The sequence below is a fragment of the Paludicola sp. MB14-C6 genome (genome assembly GCF_030908625.1).
In the GTDB taxonomy this organism is placed as follows: domain Bacteria; phylum Bacillota; class Clostridia; order Oscillospirales; family Ruminococcaceae; genus Paludihabitans.
This window is the reverse complement of sequence record NZ_CP133133.1, coordinates 1,885,353-1,907,837: the sequence shown is the minus strand read 5'-3', so window position 1 is coordinate 1,907,837 and position 22,485 is coordinate 1,885,353. Positions and strand designations below refer to the sequence as shown.

General features: G+C 33.8%; 17 protein-coding genes, 1 pseudogene, 1 riboswitch and 1 other annotated feature. Of the genes and pseudogenes, 4 read left to right on the top strand and 14 right to left on the bottom strand.

Annotation, left to right across the window (positions count from 1 at the left end; genetic code table 11):
• Positions 1–29: 29 nt before the first annotated feature.
• The 12 genes and pseudogenes from RBG61_RS09140 to RBG61_RS09085 all read right to left on the bottom strand — a co-directional run bounded on the left by RBG61_RS09140 (position 30) and on the right by RBG61_RS09085 (position 13,960).
• On the bottom strand, positions 30–359 hold the full coding sequence (locus RBG61_RS09140) for a hypothetical protein (RefSeq protein WP_307942858.1): 330 nt from the start codon (positions 357–359) through the stop codon (positions 30–32).
• Positions 343–804 (bottom strand): hypothetical protein, encoded by a 462-nt coding sequence (locus tag RBG61_RS09135; protein ID WP_307942855.1) that lies wholly within the window; start codon positions 802–804, stop codon positions 343–345. Before RBG61_RS09135 ends, RBG61_RS09140 begins: the two co-directional genes overlap by 17 nt.
• A gap of 829 nt (positions 805–1,633) precedes the next feature.
• Positions 1,634–6,316, bottom strand: coding sequence for an endo-beta-N-acetylglucosaminidase (locus tag RBG61_RS09130; protein ID WP_307942853.1), 4,683 nt, complete (start codon positions 6,314–6,316; stop codon positions 1,634–1,636).
• A gap of 962 nt (positions 6,317–7,278) precedes the next feature.
• Positions 7,279–7,689: pseudogene (locus tag RBG61_RS09125) on the bottom strand (peptide deformylase).
• 104 nt (positions 7,690–7,793) lie between these two features.
• A complete protein-coding gene (locus RBG61_RS09120) occupies positions 7,794–8,108 on the bottom strand; it encodes an AbiJ-NTD4 domain-containing protein (RefSeq protein WP_307942852.1) in 315 nt (104 codons plus the stop codon).
• A 477-nt stretch (positions 8,109–8,585) separates the two neighbouring features.
• Positions 8,586–10,034: a toll/interleukin-1 receptor domain-containing protein gene (locus RBG61_RS09115; RefSeq protein ID WP_307942851.1), complete on the bottom strand. Its 1,449-nt coding sequence runs from the start codon at positions 10,032–10,034 to the stop codon at positions 8,586–8,588.
• A 241-nt stretch (positions 10,035–10,275) separates the two neighbouring features.
• Positions 10,276–10,551, bottom strand: coding sequence for a hypothetical protein (locus RBG61_RS09110; protein WP_307942849.1), 276 nt, complete (start codon positions 10,549–10,551; stop codon positions 10,276–10,278).
• An 89-nt stretch (positions 10,552–10,640) separates the two neighbouring features.
• On the bottom strand, positions 10,641–11,006 hold the full coding sequence (locus RBG61_RS09105; protein WP_307942848.1) for a VOC family protein: 366 nt from the start codon (positions 11,004–11,006) through the stop codon (positions 10,641–10,643).
• A 128-nt stretch (positions 11,007–11,134) separates the two neighbouring features.
• Positions 11,135–11,926: a class I SAM-dependent methyltransferase gene (locus RBG61_RS09100; protein WP_307942846.1), complete on the bottom strand. Its 792-nt coding sequence runs from the start codon at positions 11,924–11,926 to the stop codon at positions 11,135–11,137.
• A 115-nt stretch (positions 11,927–12,041) separates the two neighbouring features.
• Positions 12,042–12,860, bottom strand: coding sequence for an aminoglycoside 6-adenylyltransferase (locus RBG61_RS09095; RefSeq protein ID WP_307942845.1), 819 nt, complete (start codon positions 12,858–12,860; stop codon positions 12,042–12,044).
• A 215-nt stretch (positions 12,861–13,075) separates the two neighbouring features.
• Complete coding sequence (locus tag RBG61_RS09090; RefSeq protein WP_307942844.1) at positions 13,076–13,582, bottom strand: ImmA/IrrE family metallo-endopeptidase; 507 nt, start codon at positions 13,580–13,582, stop codon at positions 13,076–13,078.
• Between the two features lie 30 nt (positions 13,583–13,612).
• The gene (locus RBG61_RS09085; protein WP_307942842.1) at positions 13,613–13,960 is read right to left on the bottom strand and encodes a helix-turn-helix domain-containing protein; all 348 of its coding nucleotides are present in this window, start codon (positions 13,958–13,960) and stop codon (positions 13,613–13,615) included.
• Between the two features lie 280 nt (positions 13,961–14,240).
• Between RBG61_RS09085 and RBG61_RS09080 the strand changes: the two genes are divergently transcribed.
• On the top strand, positions 14,241–14,777 hold the full coding sequence (locus tag RBG61_RS09080; RefSeq protein WP_307942841.1) for a GNAT family N-acetyltransferase: 537 nt from the start codon (positions 14,241–14,243) through the stop codon (positions 14,775–14,777).
• 210 nt (positions 14,778–14,987) lie between these two features.
• Here the strand turns inward: RBG61_RS09080 and RBG61_RS09075 are convergent, their stop codons facing one another.
• Positions 14,988–16,352 carry an aldehyde dehydrogenase gene (locus RBG61_RS09075; protein WP_307942840.1) on the bottom strand — a complete coding sequence of 455 codons (1,365 nt, stop codon included), beginning with the start codon at positions 16,350–16,352 and terminating at the stop codon, positions 14,988–14,990.
• A 14-nt stretch (positions 16,353–16,366) separates the two neighbouring features.
• A complete protein-coding gene (locus tag RBG61_RS09070) occupies positions 16,367–17,044 on the bottom strand; it encodes a lysoplasmalogenase family protein (RefSeq protein ID WP_307942838.1) in 678 nt (225 codons plus the stop codon).
• Positions 17,045–17,307: 263 nt separating this feature from the next.
• Between RBG61_RS09070 and RBG61_RS09065 the strand changes: the two genes are divergently transcribed.
• From RBG61_RS09065 to RBG61_RS09055, 3 genes are all read left to right on the top strand, one after another.
• Positions 17,308–19,224 carry an ABC-F family ATP-binding cassette domain-containing protein gene (locus tag RBG61_RS09065; protein WP_307942837.1) on the top strand — a complete coding sequence of 639 codons (1,917 nt, stop codon included), beginning with the start codon at positions 17,308–17,310 and terminating at the stop codon, positions 19,222–19,224.
• 72 nt (positions 19,225–19,296) lie between these two features.
• A riboswitch (Fluoride riboswitch) is annotated at positions 19,297–19,375 on the top strand.
• A 64-nt stretch (positions 19,376–19,439) separates the two neighbouring features.
• Positions 19,440–20,597 carry a cation:proton antiporter gene (locus tag RBG61_RS09060; RefSeq protein ID WP_307942834.1) on the top strand — a complete coding sequence of 386 codons (1,158 nt, stop codon included), beginning with the start codon at positions 19,440–19,442 and terminating at the stop codon, positions 20,595–20,597.
• 277 nt (positions 20,598–20,874) lie between these two features.
• Positions 20,875–21,138 (top strand) — a binding site (T-box leader).
• 81 nt (positions 21,139–21,219) lie between these two features.
• On the top strand, positions 21,220–22,485 hold the full coding sequence (locus RBG61_RS09055; RefSeq protein WP_307942832.1) for an O-acetylhomoserine aminocarboxypropyltransferase/cysteine synthase family protein: 1,266 nt from the start codon (positions 21,220–21,222) through the stop codon (positions 22,483–22,485).

Below are 22,485 nucleotides of genomic sequence, written 5' to 3'. Positions count from 1 at the left end.
ACCACAAATTTCGATAAGTCGAACTTCGCCTAAATATCCGAATCATTTTTAATTTCTGCCAAGTTTTTATATGCTTGCTGTTTGAGCTTATAATTTGGTAATTGCTTTACGCATAACATAGCAACTTGTTTTAATCTAGAGTAATGTTGTTTTTTTAATAAAAACAGAATTCCTTTCATCTTTTGCTGATTTTCATCAATCAGATTTGTAAGACAAGTTTGAATGACCTCATCTTCAACCCATACATCACACGTAATTCCCGAAGCTATCATATTCGCATATTTATTAACAGACGGATAGTAGCTTGCTGACTCAACATATTTGTTTTCCCACTTGCGATGGTTAATCGTCCAATTCATTCGCAACGTTCCAAAAGAAATTTTCATTTTCATCTGTCGGATAACATTCAACATCTGCAACAATATATAGCCCACTCTTAAGTAGTCTAAAAAGAGGCGTTAAAACTGTTATAGAATCGTCTAACGAGACAAATGGCGCATTTACACTTTTCTGAATGTCATTCAGTTCCTTGCATTTTGCATTAGCAATTCCATATCCAGTGGCTAAAATGCTGTTACATGTAGGGCAACCTGGAGAATTGATTTGAATAAGTGGCATATTATTCAATGTTATCTGCGAGATATAACAACTACCATAATAGGAATCACTTATAGAAAAAGAATGAATGTCTAGCGAACCTTTACCATCAACAAACACAAGCTTGGCTGATTTAATTGCAGGAATATCCTTTGTGTTGATATCTACAGCTAATTTTGTAATTGACGGTGTGTTTCTAAATAGCATCACTATGCTCCTTTCACAATAATATATAAATTTTTGCTATATTCTTAAATGCTCTGCTCATCATTCAAAGAAAGCTTTTCCTAGCCTTAAAAAATAGCAGCACATGTAAATATATGCGTTGATACTGCTATAACTACTATAAAAGCCTTATTATCCAACGCATGGATTAACAAGAAATACTATGTAACCATCGACAATGACTTTGGCTACAATAACTATACTCTCCTTACTGTATTAATAGGGGTAAAAGGTTATATAAAAAAGAAAGTTGCACGCTTATTCCCACAAATGCGTACAACTATCAAAACTCTCATTACGCTTATCATACAGCATAGTTTTCATCCTGTAAATACATTCCATATTTTTTCTGTACTGAAAAACGTAAACTTTTTTTATTCTATTTAGGGGTACTCCAAAAAATGTGCAACATATATTAACCCACTTAAGTACGTTACAGTACGAAAAGAATAATATTATTTCTATACTTTTAGTTTAGATAATTAATATATTAGTGCATTTTTTTATTTTTATCATATCCATCTATCCATCAATCATTTCATCCGCTGGGACTTTTTGTCCCATGCTAAAGCTGATGACATAAAGACATTATGCGATAAAAGTTTATACTGTCTTGTAAATGGAAAACAACATTATAAATGAACTGAAAAGTTCCCATTATCTATGTAATGCGTATTTTATCTCCGATTTTAATGTTGAAAATGCTAACCATAAAAATAGAATTAAATAGCATACAGCCCCAGCTTTTTCAAATACGAAAAGGCTGGGGCTGTATCACTTTGTGCTTTTTTAGATATGAAAAGGAATGAAGTTAGCGAGTTTTCTTAGATTTTTTTGAAATGCCAGCTAGCATAATTCCGGATAACACTACAAATACAAATGGGATTTTCGGTGCATTGTCACCTGTTTGAGGGTTCTTTGTATTTGGTGTTGGTTTTGCTGGAGTTGTTGCTTTGATTTCTGTTTTTGTTAATACATAATCAGAGCAATGGTTGATTGTTACTGTTGCATAACCATCTTTGACAACGATTTCATCTGCTATCTTCTCTAATTGTCCTTTTGTTTCATTGAAGTAGTAGAAGGATAGCTTATCTCTATCTTTAAATTGATCTCCAACATATACTTTTACTTGTGTATTTGCTGGTAGACTGCCACTATGGCTAAATGATAAAACTAAGCCATTTTCGTTGTTTGCAGCTTTTTGTATATTTGCATTTGCTTTCATTTCAGAAACTTTTAATTCAAGGTTAACGTCTTTAATCTCATTAACATTCTTTCCGTCAATTGTCCATGAATATTGTAGTTTACCGTTTGAATCAACGACGTTAAAGGTTACTGTTTTCTTTTGCTCTTTTGCAGCCTTTAAGATATCCTTGCTGATTGTTTCAGGTTTCGCTAAATCAACTGTTACATTACTATTTGTTCCGTCGTTAATTGAAGAAATCACTTTTTCAGTTAATGTTGGTTCTGTTGGAATGATAACTGGAGAACCTTTACCAACTATCACAGTTACTGTTCCTAATTTCTTACCATTTACCTCTGGAACATTGAATGTAGTTAATTCTACAGTGTATGTAGCGTCATTTGAAGTATCAATTTTATTATAAGATACGCTATTATCTGTTTTATTGATTACTTTTGCAAATAATCCTGTATCAATTGCACATTGTTTATCAATGTCAAATGATGGGTTAATAAAACTTTGTCCTTTTAATGTTGTATAATTTGTACCTCTGATTGTTTCATATGTTGCTGCAAGCTTTCTTACATCAAATTCGCCTTCACCTTTTTGTATTATTGCTTTTGATGCCGGTTTTGAATACAGTACCGGACTTTGGTTTGAATAATCTACTCCTGCTTTATAGGTATCATTTGCAAAGCCATATAGCTCAAATTCTCTAACCTCAGATCCTGCCGACATTGTCTTCTTTGCAATGAGCTTGTAATATAGTGCAGCTACTGGATTCGTAATGCTTTGTTCAACTATATCATCTCTATTTTTTACAACTGGCTGCCCTAATGTTTGCCATGATACCCCATCACTAGAACACTGTACTTCAAAATCAGCTAAGCCAAAACGTCCATAAGAGTAATTTATTAACTTCCATGATAAAATTTCTTGTGCAGAATCGAATTTAATTACTGCCTCTGTTGGAAGTGGCTGCGTTACTTCAAAATATTTTAATTTGCCATCAAATAAATAATTACCATTCTTCATTGTAGAATTTGGTTGAATTGTCATGCCCTTTGCTAAATTAGATATCACATTAGATTTTAATATGATATCTTTTCCCCCATCGCCTTGTTTTGCTATAGCTTCTGCAAAAGCTCTTTCAGGTGTACCTTCTGACATATCAAATTTTGCATTTGTCATATTTAAAGAAACCATATTAGTTAATTTAGTTGCATCTTCACAAGTGATTTTTTCCAATGTTGAATTGGCAAAAGACACAGCTTTTAAACTAGTACAACCTGTTAATATGATCTCTTTTAATTTTCCATTAGATGAAAGTTGTCCATTTCTTATCATCTCTAGGTTTGTGCAATTTGCTAAATTTAAAGTTTCTAAATTTGTTAATGCTGATATACCTGCTAAATTGGTTACTGCTTTTCCTGTTAAGTCAAGCGTTTTTATATCTTTTAGCTTATCAACTGTAGGTGCTAATGCCTTAACTGCCTCAAATAATACTACATCAGGGAACATTTTTTCATCGATTGCCCGTGTATCTGTTGAGCCACCTGATTTACAATCCAAAACAGTTGGTTTTGACAGATTGCCATTAAAATTTTCAAGAACAATACTTACTGTCCCATCATCAGAAATTGGTATTCTATTCAATTTATGATTTCCTCTTAGCTTATAGTCCGATTTATTGAGTTTTCCATTTTCTAAAATATACGCTTTAAACCAATCACGACAATTTGGAGCTCGTAAGGTAACGCTACTACTGTCTATCTTCCATGGCTTCAAGTTAGGATCATACGGTTCACAATAGGAATCTTTCAACTTTCCACTAAAGCTACTAGAATTATTCGTTGAGCCATCATTGTTAAGTGTAGATATTGAAACTGTATATCTTCTACCATCACTGTAAGGAATTTCAATTGCTGCATGCCCTGATTTTGCTGGTACAGTTATTTTATATATTTGTTTGTCCTCTGAATAATCAAAGTTAACAGCTATTTCAACTTTTTCATATTCTTTTGCTGGATTAGTCCAAGATACATTCATTAAGCCCACATCAGGTTCTACTTTTATGGATTGTACAATTTTAGACAAATCATATGATACTTCTGCTGCATCACTTTCGACGCCATCTGCACCTACTGCTTTTACTTTAATTGTCACTATTCCTTGTGCATCTTTAAGTGATTTAATGTAATAATTACAATCATATATACCACCCATATATGTTTCTTTACCATTGATATCTGCATATACATTATATTGTTTTACATTATTATAGTCTTCTATATTCCAAGAGATTGACATCTCATTTGTTGTGTATGCTTTGTCAATTTTTAAGCCTGTTGGTTTAGCTGGTTTTGCATTTAATCCATCTGTTACTTTTAGCTCTCCTACATTCATTTGATATGCATTAGATGCACCATCAAATACTAAACCAATTGCTGCGATTTCTTTTCTTGCATATGCTGATAAATCTATTTGTTCTGTTATCCATTTATCACTTTTCGTTACTGTATTAGGAATATCAACTTTTACTACTGTATTTGGCGCATCTTTGAAGATTAATCCTAATTTCATAATAGCGTTATCTGTTGATGTTTTTTTGAATGTCACTGAGAATTTAGAAGTATCTTTAACATTTAAATCTGTTTTGTATAAATGCAACAGGTTTTCAGCATCTAATTTACCACTTACAACTAGAGATGAACCACCTCTATATGGATTTACTTGTGTATAAGTTTGTATAGACCCTTTATCATACTTAGGGCCATAGTTAAAGTCTACCTTCAACTTATTTTTACTTGTGGAATCCATCCACCATTGCCATGATGGTAAAATGTCTTGAATGTTGATATTATTCCATTCTCTATCATTAGAAACTTCACCATTTACATAATACTTTAAACCATGACCTGTATTAAAGTTGGTATAAAATTTAGAACCATTAATTACTGATTTCTCAATAATTTGGTCTGCTACTCCATCCCAGTTACTTCTTTTTATACCTAAGTCTTCGCGCATTAAATTGTATCTTCCTGTTTTAGTTGGATCTTGATTGGGACCTGACCACCAAATACGTTCACGCTCAAAAATTTTCCACTGATTTTCATCTTTATGTCTTTCATAGTAAGTACCACCTATATCAGCACCTATATCAGCGGGCATATCAGAACCTATAAAAGCTATACCATTCATTGGTTGACCATTTTTATCTTTGTTATTAGCAATATCATATCCCTGATTAAAATGATCACGACATTCTAGTCCTGCAAATACTGTTTTCAACGGATCAAGTCCTAAGCTTTTTGCATGTTTCGCTGAATCTTCTAATTTTTTGTTATTCCACCAATAATTAAGAAATATTGAGTTGGCATAATTGTTATTACCTTCCTTTATAAATGGACTATTTCCTGTTGTAAATTCATTATAATATGCTTTGCTTCCGCTACTATTGTCAATTGCATCATACCATTGAATATATACTCCAGCATCTCTAAGCTTTTTCATAAATGTTTTATACTTAGCAACTTCTTGAACTGTAATATACGGATCTTCTTCATTAATGAAATACCCATCAAATCCAAAATATTTGCTTATTTCAATGAGCTTATTAGCTACAGGAAAATCTCCATTTGCATCTTGTTCTAATATTTCCCTATATGGATGATCGCAATCAAGTCCTCCAGAAAAACCTATAACAGCCAATGAACCAACACCATTTTTATGAGCTGCATTTGTATATGCTGGGTTTGGTAAATAAATTACACCATAATCATATTTTATAGATGCTGAACTAGTTTTTATATCTAATAACTCTTTAGGCATGTCTTCAGTGAATATACCATTCCACGTCCCATAATAGTCCATGTATTGCCAATAATTAAAACAATATCTAGAAAACTCATCTCCATATTTAGCATGATATCCAACATTCCAACCGTCATCTGTGCCAGTTTGATAGTTACCAGATATTACTGAAAGTTGTGCTTCTGCTGTTAAATTTGGTCTTGCTTGAGTTGCTGTAAATTTAGAGTTTCTTTTTTGCAATGGTACTCTTGCACGATTTTGATCTGAATAAACATCATTTTCAGGTTTCCACTTCAAAAGTCTATCTGGATTATACCCATGCACCCAAGGCTGGTTATCACCGAGATCTTTTTGATAAACATAGTCTGTTTTTCCAGCCAACTTATCACTATCTTCTTTTGAGCGAGCCCAAACAATATTGACGTCTGCCGCTAACATTGATAATGATAATGCTACAGTTAATAGTACCGATGTTGCTTTTTTGATCTTTTTGTTCATTCAATTCGTCTCCCTTTAATATATATCATAAGGTAATAAATGTTTAATTTATTATCCTTTATGTTTCAATATTTTAACTGATGCAATAAAACAGCTTGGTTTATATTAATGATATATTAACACAATAGTGCGCGAGCACGACATTTTCACAAGTAATATTTAATCCCAATTATTTGAATATAAATATATAATATATGTTAATTTCATATAATAATATATCCATTTGTTTTCAATTTTTGTCTAAATGTTTTATCTTACTATCTATATCTAAATAGCAACAACTATTTATAAGATAATTATTAAAATTCTAAATTAAATCAAAAACCACCCGTGACAACGGGTGGTTTACTCTAGCCCTATAAGGGCATAATACTGGCTGTATCCTAAAGGCTTATTGAATGTTCAGGCTTACTTCGTGGTTATACTGTCTTTGTAAATGGATAAGAACATTCCAACATTATGCTAATAATAAGTTCTTATTTCAACTAAGCCCTTTTAGCCAAAGAATCTATTATCATATTTCCATAACAGTAAAGTTACTATAGTAATTCTCTTTAATTCATTATACCCCTCACCATTAAATATTACAATAATTCGTTGATATTTATTACAATATATTGCTATATACACCTTTACGCAAAATCTTCTATTTTTGCGTAAAGGGTGGCTATTCCATAAAAAATTCCCGTAAACATTAGTCTACGGGAACATATAAACACACATATATTTTGACTTGAAATGCTTGAAAGCCTTTAATATAAGGCTATTCTCGCTCTAGCAACACACAGCAATCCACGTGTCCACTCTTTGGGAACTGGCCACATCAATTTTTCAACACAGTAAAATAAGAGTGTATTTATATATGCATAATATATTGAAACGTATTATCATAATTTATTTATGTTAATCGTCTTTATTATTACGTTCATAGTATAACAACTTTAAATATAATGTGCCGTTACTTAAATCACAATCCCATTGCAGTGATCTATCTCGTGTTGGATAATTTGTGCTGTCCAGTCTGTAAAAGTTTTGATTCGCACTTGAAAATCTACGTTTTGATATTGCACTTTTATTGACTTGTATCGCTTAGTTTTACGTGTGCCAGTAAGCGATAGGCATCCTTCCTCAGCTTCATAAGCACCAGAACATTTGATGATTTCAGGATTAAACATCACAATATATTTCTTGTCGTTTTGACAGGCAATAACCCGCTTGTTAATGCCAATCATATTTGCTGCCATGCCAACACAGCCGTCTGCATTGGCTTTTAGTGTGTCCAACAAATCCTCGGCAACGTGCAAATCATCTTTTGTGGCTGTTTCGGATTTCTATGCGAGAAATATCATATCTTTCATAATTGGTCTAATCATTTTTCATTTCCTCTAATCTATCATTTGCTGATTAAGCGTTGAATTTTCAGCTATTATAAGGTTCCTGCTAACCCCATATTATAGTCATAACTCATATTTTACGACTATAGTAATTCTCTATAATTCAGTGTACCCCACACTATATTGCTACAATTGTCTATATATATTTCTAATGCACTAATAGAATTTATTTGAATATTGTAGTATCCGGGTATACATTTTAATCCTTTTTCTCTTGAAAAAATTTCACACAGTTTTTCAACTATTTTACTGCCATGATATTGCATTTCTACTTTATTAAAAACATCATTTATTATTTTAAAAAACTGGTTTCTGAAAGCTTTCGGAAATTCATCATATATGAACACCTCAGGATTGCCTATGGAATCTTTTTTTCTTTGAGAATATAAAACATACATAATTTCACCTACTATATTATTTTTAATCGCAGTCTTTACAGTGTAATGGCTACTTTAAACAATTAAGAGTTTAATTTTTTCATCCACCAAACTACATAATTCTTTAGCAAATCATTTTTCTCATACTATGTGTAATGACAGATAATTTAATTGAGTGTTATTGCTATTAATGCGACGTTTAATAAACATAATGCAAAGCTCGATAAACAGTATTTAAAGAACCTTCACTAAATTTCTACATTCGACGCTAATAGCTCTTCATAGTGTCTTTAGCTTCCTTCATTCAAGTGCGATATGCTCCTCAATCCAGCTTATGTGTCATATGTAATAAAGGATTTAATGTATGTCCACATATTTTTGTCTTGCGGGTTCAACCCGGTTAGATTGATATATTGAAATGCTTTTCAGAGAGCATTCAGCTCAAGCCTTGAACAACAGAAAATTTTACAAATGGCCCTTGTCCAATTGATTATCTATCTAATTCATCAAGCCAATTTCTTCTAGTTTTATGCAATCAAGAATTGCCGGCGCTGAATCGAAACTTCCATTATATCGAATTTCTCGGTCAGAAGTACAATCTTTCAATTTTTCCTTCAATTCCTCAATACTTTTTGCTCCGAACAAATCAAACATCTTTGCGCAGTATTTTTTTGATTTCATTTTTATCCATTCATTTGGCCATGTTTTTACATAAACATAGCAGGTAGGAAACCAATAAGGTTCACGATAACGATCTTCTTCTGCAAGTTTGTACGCCTTGGCAACCTGATAAAGAAACAAGTCGGCTTCTGCAATTGATTGGTTTGTATAAATTGGTCTTTTTTCTCGTTCTGTACAAATGGTATACCCTAAAAGAGTGAATTTGTCCTTATTGGGTGTTGTTGGTTTATACTGCTCCTCAATCAGTCTGCTGTGGAAGCGAAATCTGCAGTAATTGGCTGGTTTGACCACATCATCAAGGCATGATGATGTAAGAAAATAGGTACGAGTAAGCAGTTCGTAGATTGCTTTGTAGTTCTGAGTATGTCGCAAATAAGCGATCACACAAATAAACAGTTCCCAAATATGAATCTTGTAAATCTCATAATCCGAATCACAAGCCTGCATCGCATTGGGATTAAAACCTTTTGCTGTTGTTAGAGTGTTGTACATCCGTTCAAAAGCATCACATATAACATCTGCGAAATTTAATTCCGTTTCTGCCAGAGCAGACACAAAGTCAAGGAATATATCACGAATTGCTTTCATTTCAACAAAGCACTCGTAAGTCAGCTTTCCATCCCTCGCATCTTGTCCGTAATAAGTTTTCAGCATTTCAACATATTCTTCTATGAATTTTGTAATGCAGCTTTGTTGCTTTTTATCTGATTGAGATCCTTTGATTTGGCGAACCAAATCAATTAGTGGAAATAAGTTCTTGTTTTCCCCATCAATCCAGTCTGGACGTGTGCCGAGTTTAGGCTTACTGTAAAGTGGCTTTTTATAAATATTTCGAAGAAGTTTCTCATATTCTTCTTCATATTTTTCCTCATTGGACAGATTTATGTAAATTCTGGTTTTAATGTATGTTGGCACATACGGTTGTCCTTCTTCATCACATTCAGCAATGACCGGAATAAATTTATCTTGTCTCATCTGCCCATATACTTCACCTGATATGATAACAGTTTCGTCGCCAACACCTCCAGCACGGGCATTGGCTTTATCTGCATACTTTTTGTCGCAAATAATCAAAACCTTTGTAATGTCAGGGTCATTCACGCATTGCTCCATAAAAGTATATTTATCTTGACCTTCTTTTAAATCCCACTTATCTAAAACTACATCGACACCATGTGAAACCAGTCTTTCTGCAAGAGGGACAACGAGCCAATCGCAGCTCCAAGAGTACGATATAAATATTTTCGGAATTCTATCTTCTTGCATTTTATCAACTCCTTCTATTTTTAGCCGAATTATTGTCTTGTTGTAACTATGTGAACTAGCTGAACTTCCAATTACAATACTTCATCCAATTTAATATTTGCTCTTGACTATTTATAATCAATACAGATTTCCCCTTGAGCTAGTAATGAATAAACATAATCAGCAATTGTTAATTTTCATCAACAAATTCTACAATTGTATATAACTAAGAATAAAGATTTACATATATGAAGGTATCAGTCTAATCAACAGTTTCTTCTTTTTTGTGTCTTGCAACTGCATTGTTGTATGCAAGTGCTAAGTATTTCTCTGGGGATGGTGGAGTTCCTTTACCAGCTTTTTGTTGTCGCAATACGCTATTATAACCATGTTCATATTTTAAATACTCTTCTGGAAATTGCTTTTTATACTCATCGACAAACTCAATAGTAGAGCAATTAAACCCTAAATCACATAGAACCTTGTCGGAATGTTGCTTTAATTTAGGAATTGCAATATTGACTTTATTTCTAGACATATAAATTCTCCTTTTTTGTTTTTTTTTCCATTATTGCTATAATGCTTAATATTGAGAATACTGTTCAATCGAGGTCATTATTTGTAAACTTATTCTACTTTAATGCCAAATCCAAGCCATCGACCATCTATATCTTCAATAACAAATTCTTGATTGTGATAATCTGTATGTTGTAACTTGCGTACAATCTTTACATTAGCTTTTTCAAACTCTACTTGTAATTTTTGTTGGCTGTCAGTAATGAAATAAGCATCATAACCATAGCCATATAATTCTCTGTTTGGAATTACCTGTTGACCATTAGATTGTGTTAATATTATTTCCGTAGAATCTCTGTATAGACAAATATGTGGTTCTTTTGCTTCCAAATAATCAACTCGTCTGAACCCTAAACTTTCAACATAGTATGATGCGGTAGCATTAATATTTAATGATGGAAAAACACAATGAGACATATATAGTTTCATTTTTTCACCCCAATTATATTTATTAAAAATGTTAATTATTGCTATAATGCGATGCTTATTATAGATAATAAAACATAATGAAAAGTTTGTGCTCCGTCAGTAGCTATAAGCCATGCTCATTTACTGCACACTAGCAATGCATGGCCTGCCATGCCTGTACAACTCTCATGCTCACACATCTTATCATGAAGTGGTCTTAATACTTCGAAGCGTTCATCTGTCATATCATTTACTATTTTCATAAAACACATAAAATTAGTGCCTAAATTTTTTATTTTGGTAAGCTTTTGCTCTTTTGCAATGCTTTCCATTTCTTCTGGCATAGTAAAAAAGAATAGTTCTGGGCGCTCGTCGTCTGTGCCTTTATTTAGAATATAATCATTTGTCTTTTCGTTTGGATATGTTTTTCTCCAATCGTCATATACACATGCACCTGCATATGTTCCTATTGATGTTATATATGCAAAAGCTACTATTCCACCAGTTTTACAAACTCGACTACACTCTGCAAAGACTAATTTTCGTTCTTCTAAAGGCAGATGATACATAGGTCCTAAACACAAAACAACATCGAAACTATCATTTGCTATGTTCTCTAAATCTGTGGCATCGCCTACCTGACAAGATAAATTTTTAACGCCACTTTCTCTTATTTTTTTATTAAAAGTATCAATATGAAAATCCATTAAATCAACGCCAACATATTCTTTACACTTATCAGCATAGTAAAATCCATAATAGCCAGTTGCACAGCCAATTTCAAGAACTCTGTCGGTATTTTTTATTAGTCCATCAAGGTGCTTTTTTGTATAGTAAAATTCCAAACTATCATTACGAGAGTAATTTTGCCTACCATCCTCACTGTTACCAGTATAACATTCGACTATTTTTTCTTGATTACTTGACATTGTTATTACTCCTTTTTTCATATTATAAAATAATTTTCAAATTGCTATAATGTAAAAAAACGCTTCATAAATAAACTATAAGTTATGCTTATACTCTGACCTTATGATGAAACAACTATTTATTCATAATTCTTTGTAAATAGTCTCTCATATAATGTTCATCATCTTCAGGATATGTAAAGTTGCATTTGTCTGCAATCTGTCGCCCCAAAGAACCGAATAGATCAATCATATAAAACAATGATTTCCATTGGTCTTGTGTTGAATTTGATAGATAAGTGTTCCGATATAACTCATATTGTGCATGCGATAAATATTTTTTTCTATATTTCCCCAGAGTTCCGACCGATATTTTATAATCATAGCTGATGCCTATATATGTATCAACAACTCGATTCAGCATATCTCTTAATGAAATATCTCGAATAAACATCGCAAAGGATAACTCGTCTCTTTTTAGGCCCTTAGCCATATTTTGAGTTTCCCATAAGAATTCCGAACACGTATTTCTGAATGTCTTCTCATCCATCGGTTTTACCCAATTAATGCTTCTGTCACTACTGTTTAATCCATGTATTGTATCGTCTTTATCCAGAAGGCAAGTCATTAACTGTCCGTTTGTATGGTTAGCCAAAAAGTTTTCCATAGTGTCAACCGTCAAATCAATGCGATCATCATCACTAAAGAGCATCAGATACGCACTCTTACCTGGAAAAAGCTCGGGATAGATTTCGCTTGGAACAAAATAGAACTTAACATTTTCAAAAACGGAAATATTAAATTTATTTCTTTCATTAACTATAAAATATATGTCAAAATCCTGATATTTATCAGCTTTGACACTGCTGTCAGCTCGTGATCCATAAAGAATTACGCCTCGGATATTGTCGTCAGATTTCGCTATATCCATGATGTATTCGTATCTGTTATGCATAATAGACTCCTTTCTTGCCTTTATTATGGTGCCTAGTTTTCGCCTAATGGATAGTGGGGTATATAATATTACCTTCTTTGCTATTATACAACATTATCCATTTGCATACAATATACATTTCCATATTTATAGGTTCTTTTTGTATTATATTAGTGCTTTCAAGCTATTATTGGATATAGCAAAACTCACTCTCTATTGCTTGAGAGTGAGTTTATTTATTTTCCTAAAAATCTACTTGATATATTCTTAGGTATATTAAATTTATGACCTTTTTGATTGAGGAAAAGAAGTTTTAATGAAAGCAAGTCATCCAGTACTTCTAAGAGTTGAGCGATGTTATTGTAGTCCATACCTTCATTTGCAAGGTTAATGACATCGTTATCATCAATGAGTAGCTCTGCAGCAAAGTAGTTTGCTTGATACTCAGGTTTTGATGTCATATCGTACAGCTGAAAATCTTTCATAGGAGATACTTTTACAAAGGTTTGGTGAAGCCTATCGTGGCCTAACTCATGAGCAATAACAAGTCGTTGTTCTTGTTCAGATAGGTTATCATTCAAGATAATATGACGCTCTCTATTCATCACACAATAAAATCCCTTTAAGCTATTGAATGGACGATATCCAACAAAGATATTTAATGCTTCAGTCAATTCAAACGGATCTCTTGTCTTATATTGTTTTACCAGTTGATCTACGATATCAGTTATATATTGGCTCACTCGTTCACCCCTCTTCCTATAAAAGTAATCTTATTTACTTGCGTATTTTTTAGCACGCTCTTTTGATTGAAAATAGATATCTGTGATGGCTTTGAAAAATAAGTCTCTATCTTCTTCATCTAATTCGCCACCTGCAAACAAACCGCTTGTTTCAGCTATGATTGCATTCGCTTTATTCTTGCCGTTGGTGCCGTATTTCTCAGTAGCTTCTTTTACAAACTCATCTTGTTCTGACATTAAGTATGTATTAGATACTTGGAATATCTCACATATCTTATTTGTTATTTGAGCAGTTTGAGGATAACGCTCTCCTGCTTCATAGTATTGTACTGTTCTAGTTGTCACACCCAATGCTTTCGCTAGTTCTGGTTGTAACATTTTAGCACTCTTTCTTAAAAGTTATGAAAACTTCAAGTTGCATTTCCAAACAAGTTGTTTGTTTCCCACGCTTGCGTGCTCAACTCGGTCTCGACCCATAATACAAGTGTCTCCCGAAAGCGATTGCTTTTTCGGGAGACTTGTTCTATAATAGCCCTAGGATTATTTAAATAATCTTTCAATTGCTAAACAGGCAATTAACTTTTTTAAAGGGGAGTGATTGTGATGAAATGTATTGCTTTTAAAATTAACACAATAAATTTAAAAAGGAGCATATTATATGCAAACAATCACTTATCAAAAAATTAGTAGCAAAAACTTTACATTGAATTCTTTAGACAACTTAAACCGGTATCAGAAAGTAGACCAATGCTTTAGAAAAATGAATGGTAACTGGGAACTACAAAATATTGCTTTTATTGAAGATTGGGATTTGGAAAAAAAGCACGACATTGCAAATGAAACATTAATTTCTATACATAATGGCTGTATCGCATATGGAGCGTATGATAACGATTTGCTAATTGGCTTTGTTACGCTTGGAAATGAACGATTTGGTGGCTCTAACCAATATATTGAACTAAAATGTCTTCAAGTTTCTTTTGAACATCGTAGATTTGGAATTGGGAAAAAGCTATTCCACCTTGCATGTGAAGGTGCAAAAGAATTGAGTGCTAAAAAGCTCTATATCTCAGCTCATTCTTCCAAAGAATCTCAAGCTTTTTATCGAACGATTGGCTGTGTGGATGCTATGGAAATTAACAAATCAATTGCAGAGAAGGAGCCGTGTGACTGCCAAATGGAATATACATTATAACAATATTACGCAAATCAAAAGTCTATTACGTAATTAAAAACTAATAGCATTTGTATAAAACAATTGTAGGGGCTGGCCTCTGGACAGCCCGAAAACATAGGTGAATTCCTAGGTTTCGGGTCGTCAAGGATGCCGCCTCTACATTTTTATGCGATATTTCATTAGAAAGGGCTTTTGCCAACCTTTCTATTCTTTATAAAATGAATATTTTTACTTCATTATTTTCTTAATCGTAGGTAAGTTTTTCATTTGATATGGAGCGTATCTTAATGGAACATCAAAAATTGTTTTATTTTTTAACACACTCTTTTCATGTGAAAAGGTATCAAAGCTATATTTACCATGATAGCCGCCCATTCCACTGCTACCTACTCCACCGAAAGGCAGATTATGATTGACTAAGTGCATAACCGTATCGTTAATGCATCCGCCACCAAATGACACTTCATGAACTATTTTATCGGAATACGCTTTCTCTTGCGCAAAAATATAACAAGCAAGCGGTTTTGCTCTTCCTTTTACAGTCGTAATTACTTCATCTAAATTGGTATAAGAGATGATAGGTAAAATTGGGCCAAAAATTTCTTCCTTCATGATTTCACTATCAAAAGTAGCTTTTGTAAAAATAGCCGGTGCTATTTTATTCAATGCTTCATCGCTTGCTCCGCCAAGCTTATGCTCTTCTCGTTGAATCAATCCTGTTAATCTTTCAAAGTGATCTTTACTGATGATTTTCGGATAATCTTGATTCATAAGCGGATTTTGATACATTATAGTAATCTGTTCTTGCATTTTTGCGATTAGCTGATCTTTTACTTTTGCATCTACCAATACATAGTCAGGTGCTACGCAAGTTTGACCTGAATTTAAAAGTTTACCCCAAATAATACGTTTCGCTGCCAAATCAATGTCTGCGGAATTGTCTACAAAACATGGGCTTTTTCCACCAAGTTCAAGAGAAATTGGTGTTACATGATTACTTGCAGCACGCATTACAATTTTACCTACCCGCTCACTGCCTGTAAAGAAAATATAATCATATTTTTGTGCTAAAATTTCATCGTAACTTTCCCTTGTGTTTACACAATATATAAATTTTGAATCAAAGTTCTCGCTTATCATTTTAGCAATGATTTCTGAAGTGTGTTCGCTGTTTTTAGAACATTTTAGAACAACGCAGTTTCCCGCAGCAATTGCGCCAACTACAGGAGCTAACGCCAATTGGAATGGATAGTTCCATGGTGAAAGAATGAGTGCCACTCCGTATGGCTCATGGATTGTATAGCTTTTTGCCGGAAAATTAGCAAGTGAAGTTGGTTTCTTATTTGGTTTTACCCAACGATCAATATGCTTTAAAGCAGTATGTATTTCTGATAAAACCATACTGACTTCTGTTAAATATGTTTCATATTCAGATTTATTCAAATCCTCTTTCAAAGCATCGTAAATTGCCTGTTCATTGCTTTTTATTGTGTGTTCCAATTTTTGCAGTTGCGTTTTACGAAATGAAACACTTTTAGTTGCGTTGCTATTGAAAAACTCTCTTTGTTTTTGAACAATTGTATCAATATTCATATTAACTTCTCCATTTAAAATAATAAATTAATGCTTAAGAAAAACATTCCATAATAATAGGTACCAAGATTTAAAATATGTATAATCGGATGTTTCTTTTTATAAAAATATAAGAATAAAATAAGTGCGTCTGAGATTAAAAATAGCGCGGATCCTATTAACAGCAGCCAATTTTGTATGCTACTGCTCATAATCCATAAATGCGCACTCTTACCAAGTAGCAGCGCCACAAAGAAAGCATACACTACAATTGCGGGCTTCATTTTTCCGGTATCCATGTCCTTTAAAAAAGTAAGTGCAAACGTTAGCAACGCCACACAAACAGGGAAAATGCAATCCAGCAAAGTTAGACTTCGTCTTGTTGAAAATGCATATACAAAAAAGATATGGCCACATAAGAAAGATAGCAAGCCCGTAATAAAATATAATTGTTTTTTAAGCCTTTGATAGAATCCAAGAAGTACATCACCGCAAAAACAAAGTAAAAATGCAGGTAATAAAATGAGTAGCCATTTCTCATGTCCGGTAATAATACCACATATCAATGCTATTGCAATAAAGCCAAAGCTGTTAATGGTTTTTGCAAGAATATAATACTTCTTATGCTTTTGACTTTCCAATGCCACCATCAAAAAAGCAAATAGTCCGCTATAAGCCACAAACAAAATTAAAATTAACAAAGACAAGTTCATTAAAAGACCCCCACTCAAAGATTGAATTTCCATTCATTTTCAAGGAACACCTGATAAAATAGCTAAACCCGTTTTTTGCAGTATTTATATTTTTATTTGCTTTCATGATATTGTAATTATTATACAATTATCATTTCAATTTTACAAGAGAGAACGAAAAGGTTTTCTGTATTATATCTTAAAACGGCTTCTTTGCTTTTTCTTGCTTTATTTATGGTTTTTGTGTAAAATATAAGAGATATTATTTTAGGGAGAGAAAAATTGTGCTTGTATCGTTAGACCGAATATCCGTTTCCTTTGGTGAAAAACTCATTTTACATGAAATTAGCCAAACAATTGAAGATCGTGACCGTATTGGCTTAATTGGTGCAAACGGTATTGGAAAGTCTACTCTATTAAACGTGATCTGTGGACGATTAAAACCAGACTATATTGCAAATGATCCAAGTGGTGTTTATGTTGGAACAAATGTCAATATTGGTTTATTAGAACAAAACAGTGGGCTTACCAATGGAAACACAATCTATCAAGAAATGCGACTCGTATTTCAAGAACTATTGGATATTGAGCAAAAGATGCGCCATATGGAAACTAAAATGGCACTCCATGATGAACATTTTGAAGCCTTAAACGAAGAATACTCTAAATTATCCGCTTATTACGAAGCACGTGAAGGATATCAAATTGATGTAAAAATTAAAACTATACTAAACGGTATGGGATTTTACGATAAATATTATGAAACACCGATTAACACACTAAGCGGTGGCGAGAAAACACGTCTTGCATTGGCTAAATTATTATTAGAAGAGCCTCAACTGCTCATTCTCGACGAGCCAACCAATCATCTTGATTTTAAAACACTAATGTGGCTAGAAGATTATCTCACTACCTACAAAGGTGGCATTTTAGTAGTATCCCATGACCGTTATTTCTTAGACAAAATGGTCACAAAAATATGGGAAATTGAAAATAAAAAAGTAATCTCATACAACGGAAACTATTCTAAATATAAATTACTTCGTGAAGAGCGTGTAAAACGAGAATTAAAAGAATATGAAACGCAGCAAAACAGAATAAACTCCATGCGTGAGTATGCAGAGAAGAATATTGTTCGTGCATCTACTTCCAATATGGCAAAAAGCAGATTGCATCAATTAGAGCATATTGAGGTATTAGAAAAACCAATTGAAACCATTCAAACCCCACATTTTAATTTTCAGTTTGATAGAAATCCAGTAAAAGACCTGCTTGCTGTAGAAGATTTATCACTAGAAGTTGGCATGGGTGAGAACAAAATTAGACTTTGTGATAACATCAACTTTGAAGTGAAACGAAATGAAAAAGTGGCGCTGATTGGTCCAAACGGAATTGGAAAATCCACGCTTTTGAAAGCTATTTTAGGCTTAGCACCACAAAAAGGCTCTGTGCGTTGGGGCGGGAATGTGAAAACAAGCTATTATGAACAAGAAAACAAAACGCTCAACCCAGAAAACACCGCACTTGAAGAGTTATGGAGTCGTTACCCTCGTATGGCACAGTATGAAGTGCGCAATATTTTAGGTCAAGTGTTGTTAACCGGGGATAATGTGTTTAAAAAAATCAATGTCCTATCCGGTGGCGAACGCGCAAGAGTTGCTTTTGCTGTTATGATGCTGGAACGAGGCAACACATTGATTCTCGATGAGCCAACCAACCATCTTGACTTACAAAGCAAGGAATCATTAGAAAAGAGTCTTGTTGATTTTGAAGGAACTATGATTTTTGTATCACATGACCGTTACTTTTTAAATACCATTCCAACGAAAATTATTGAACTTTCTCGCAATGGCTTGAAAATCTATAACGGTAACTTTGATTTCTATTTAGAGCAAGTAAAAAAAGAACAAGCGTTAGAGCAAGAAACCCTGCAACAACAACCAAAACCGGAAAAAGAAAAATCTAATTATCGTTCCAAGCAAGATCGTCGAGAAGAAGCATTACGCAAATCAACAATTAAGAAACTAGAAGAATTGCTAGAAACGTTAGACGAGGAAATTAAGACGATTGAAGCAGAGCTTGCAACGCCTGAAGTTAGCGCAGATTATGAAAAGTTAACTGCTCTTTGCGCAGAATTAGAAGAAAAGAAATCACAGCATGATGATGCCTTTTTAGAATGGGCAGAATTAAACGAAGAATAAGCACAAATGGAATTATCACAATTTTGTTTTGCTATCTATCGCTTGACCATTTCAAGAAACTATGCTATACTTTCTCAAGCTGGGAATGAAGTTCTCCCAAGGTACTTGATACTACCAAAACCGCTTTTATGCTGATGACTTCTGTGATTTTATCGCAGAACCATCAGCTTTTTTATGTTTCTGCGTATACTAACACTAAAGGAATGATTTATTTTATGTTAACAAGTCTTGCACTCATATTTCTACTCGGTATTTCTCTTGGAACCATATTTCAAAAGCTGAAACTGCCTAGCTTACTGGGTATGATTATAACAGGTATCCTTTTAGGTCCCTATGTATTCAACCTATTAGATAACTCCATTCTTGAAATATCAGCTGACTTAAGGCAACTAGCTTTGGTAATTATCTTAACAAGAGCAGGATTGGCTTTAGATTTGAATGATTTAAAAAAAGTAGGACGTCCTGCAATACTCATGTGCTTTGTTCCCGCTTGTTTTGAGATTGTTGGAGTCATTTTATTCGCGCCGAAATTATTGGGTATCTCTATTGTAGAAGCCGCTATTATGGGAGCAGTTATTGCTGCAGTCTCTCCTGCTGTCGTTGTTCCACGCATGCTCAAGTTAATGGACAAGGGATATGGAACAAAGCATTCTATCCCCCAACTCATTATGGCAGGTGCTTCTGTTGATGATATCTTTGTGATTGTACTTTTTACTTCATTTATCGGGTTAGCTCAAGGGCAAACCATATCCATAATGAAATTTGCATCCATTCCAATTTCTATTGTTATTGGAATCATTGTTGGGATTATTGTTGGTCTGTTGCTTGCTCAATTCTTTCAAAAGGTTCATATGCGTGATTCCACAAAAGTTATCATATTGCTTAGCATTTCATTCCTGTTAATTGCATTAGAAAAATTGGTTCAAAATTTTGTTCCGATATCAGGATTATTAGCCGTTATGGCTGTTGGTGCTACTTTATTAACGAAAAATGTACCTGTTGCAGATCGGTTATCTAAAAAGTTCTCTAAACTTTGGGTTGGAGCCGAAATTTTGCTCTTCGTTTTAGTTGGCGCAACAGTTGACATTAAATATGCAGTTTCCGCAGGAATTTTTGCAATCTTTGTTATCCTTGGAGCATTAATATTCCGTATGCTTGGCGTTTTTGTTTGCTTATTCAAAACAAAGCTTACCAAAAAAGAACGCATTTTTTGCGCTTTTGCTTATATGCCAAAAGCAACTGTACAAGCCGCAATCGGTTCTATTCCACTGAGCATAGGGTTAGGTTGTGGACAAATTGTATTAACTGTTGCAGTTTTAGCTATACTGATTACTGCTCCATTAGGTGCAATGTTAGTTGATTATAGTTATTAGAAGTTGCTAGTGAAGGAATAGGTTTATATCGTAGGGGTGAACTGTATTCGCCCGTTATTTATATCATTATTTTGTAACCGAAACGGCAAGAGCAAGCCCTTGACCTACATAATCCATAAATTATCTTGTGGTCATACGTTGGTCTTTTCGTTCTAACGGTGCGTCAAGGATGCTGCATCCTACAATTTTTTCTTTTCCCTTCCCCCACCACAAAAAATATTTTTATCCCTCTTGACAAACATTTCAGATATATGTTATGATAAACACAATTTCATATAGAAACACTAGGATAGAGAGAGTAAATTATTTGCTCACCTCAAAGAGAGCTTCGGTTGGTGGAAAGAAGCAGGCAGAAGATAATTGAAAATGGCTCTTGAGTGGCGTACCGACTAACAAAATGCGTTTTGTTATAGATTACGACAGGATCGCCTGTTATAGCGAGCGAGTATAACCAATTAGCTTTGGCGTACTCAGTAAGGCTTATTTTGTGAGAAATAAGCGAATTGAAGTGGTACCACGGGATTTATTCCTCGTCTTCATTAAGAAGACGAGGATTTTTTGCATATTTGCATATAATAACATCTTGTCTTCAACTATATTTTTATTTAGAAAGGTGAACAAAATGAACATCGAAACCAAATGCCTACATTCTGGCTACACACCCAAAAATGGAGAGCCAAGAGCACTCCCTATTTATCAAAGTACAACATACACTTACGATTCTACAGAACACGTTGGAGCATTATTTGATTTAACTGCAGCTGGTCATATGTATTCTCGTATTTCCAACCCAACTGTTGACGCAGTTGAGCAAAAAATAGCAGCTTTAGAGGGTGGTGTTGGCGCACTTTGCACGACATCAGGTCAAGCGGCTAGCTTAATTTCTATCTTAAATATCATGGGTGCAGGCGACCACTTTATCTCTGCTGCAACTATTTATGGTGGAACAATCAACTTATTCGCTGTTACCTTAAAGAAATTTGGTATTGAAGTTACATTTGTTGATCCAGAAGCTTCTAAAGAAGAAATTCAAGCAGCATTTAAAGATAATACAAAAGCTGTATTTGGCGAGACCATTGCAAATCCAGCTATGTGTGTATTTGATATTGAAAAATTTGCTACCATTGCTCATAAAAACAATGTACCTTTAATCGTAGATAATACATTCGCAACTCCTATTCTATGTAGACCATTTGAATTTGGTGCAGATATTGTAATACATTCAACAACAAAATATATGGATGGCCACGCAATTCAAGTTGGTGGTGTTATTGTTGACAGCGGTAACTTTGATTGGACAAATGGAAAGTTCCCTGAATTTACTGAACCGGATTCATCTTACCACGGTATTATTTATACAAAGTCATTTGGTAAAGCTGCTTATATTACCAAAGCAAGAGTGCAAATGATGAGAGATTTGGGCTGCTATCCTTCTGCTACCGCAGCATTCTATTTAAATCTTGGATTGGAAACACTTCCACTTCGTATCAAACAACATTCCGCAAATGCACTTAAAATTGCAGAATTCTTACAAACCCAAGATAAAATTGAGGTTGTTAATTACCCTGGATTAAAAGGCAACACTTATTATGAATTAGGTCAAAAATATCTACCAAATGGAGCTAGTGGTGTTGTAGCACTCACTATTAAAGGTGGTCGTGAAGCGGCTGTTCGTTTCATGGATGCACTCACTCTTTCTTCTATCGTAGTTCACGTTGCTGATATTCGTACTTGTGTTTTACATCCTGCAAGTGCAACCCACAGACAATTATCCGATGAACAATTGGTAGCAGCAGGAATTAACCCTGGGCTAGTTCGTTTATCTGTTGGTCTTGAAAATGTTGATGATATTATCGAAGATTTGAAAAAAGGTATTGCTGCAATATAG

What these genes read in the sequence shown, in the direction of transcription:
- RBG61_RS09105 (WP_307942848.1), bottom strand. Translation starts at nt 11,006, where the DNA reads ATGTCTCATTGTGTTTTTCCATCATTAAATATTAATGCTACCGCATCA.
- RBG61_RS09060 (WP_307942834.1), top strand. Translation starts at nt 19,440, where the DNA reads ATGTTAACAAGTCTTGCACTCATATTTCTACTCGGTATTTCTCTTGGA.
- RBG61_RS09100 (WP_307942846.1), bottom strand. Translation starts at nt 11,926, where the DNA reads ATGTCAAGTAATCAAGAAAAAATAGTCGAATGTTATACTGGTAACAGT.
- RBG61_RS09135 (WP_307942855.1), bottom strand. Translation starts at nt 804, where the DNA reads ATGCTATTTAGAAACACACCGTCAATTACAAAATTAGCTGTAGATATC.
- RBG61_RS09075 (WP_307942840.1), bottom strand. Translation starts at nt 16,352, where the DNA reads ATGAATATTGATACAATTGTTCAAAAACAAAGAGAGTTTTTCAATAGC.
- RBG61_RS09130 (WP_307942853.1), bottom strand. Translation starts at nt 6,316, where the DNA reads ATGAACAAAAAGATCAAAAAAGCAACATCGGTACTATTAACTGTAGCA.
- RBG61_RS09140 (WP_307942858.1), bottom strand. Translation starts at nt 359, where the DNA reads ATGAATTGGACGATTAACCATCGCAAGTGGGAAAACAAATATGTTGAG.
- RBG61_RS09080 (WP_307942841.1), top strand. Translation starts at nt 14,241, where the DNA reads ATGCAAACAATCACTTATCAAAAAATTAGTAGCAAAAACTTTACATTG.
- RBG61_RS09085 (WP_307942842.1), bottom strand. Translation starts at nt 13,960, where the DNA reads ATGTTACAACCAGAACTAGCGAAAGCATTGGGTGTGACAACTAGAACA.
- RBG61_RS09095 (WP_307942845.1), bottom strand. Translation starts at nt 12,860, where the DNA reads ATGCATAACAGATACGAATACATCATGGATATAGCGAAATCTGACGAC.
- RBG61_RS09110 (WP_307942849.1), bottom strand. Translation starts at nt 10,551, where the DNA reads ATGTCTAGAAATAAAGTCAATATTGCAATTCCTAAATTAAAGCAACAT.
- RBG61_RS09070 (WP_307942838.1), bottom strand. Translation starts at nt 17,044, where the DNA reads ATGAACTTGTCTTTGTTAATTTTAATTTTGTTTGTGGCTTATAGCGGA.
- RBG61_RS09120 (WP_307942852.1), bottom strand. Translation starts at nt 8,108, where the DNA reads ATGTATGTTTTATATTCTCAAAGAAAAAAAGATTCCATAGGCAATCCT.
- RBG61_RS09115 (WP_307942851.1), bottom strand. Translation starts at nt 10,034, where the DNA reads ATGCAAGAAGATAGAATTCCGAAAATATTTATATCGTACTCTTGGAGC.
- RBG61_RS09055 (WP_307942832.1), top strand. Translation starts at nt 21,220, where the DNA reads ATGAACATCGAAACCAAATGCCTACATTCTGGCTACACACCCAAAAAT.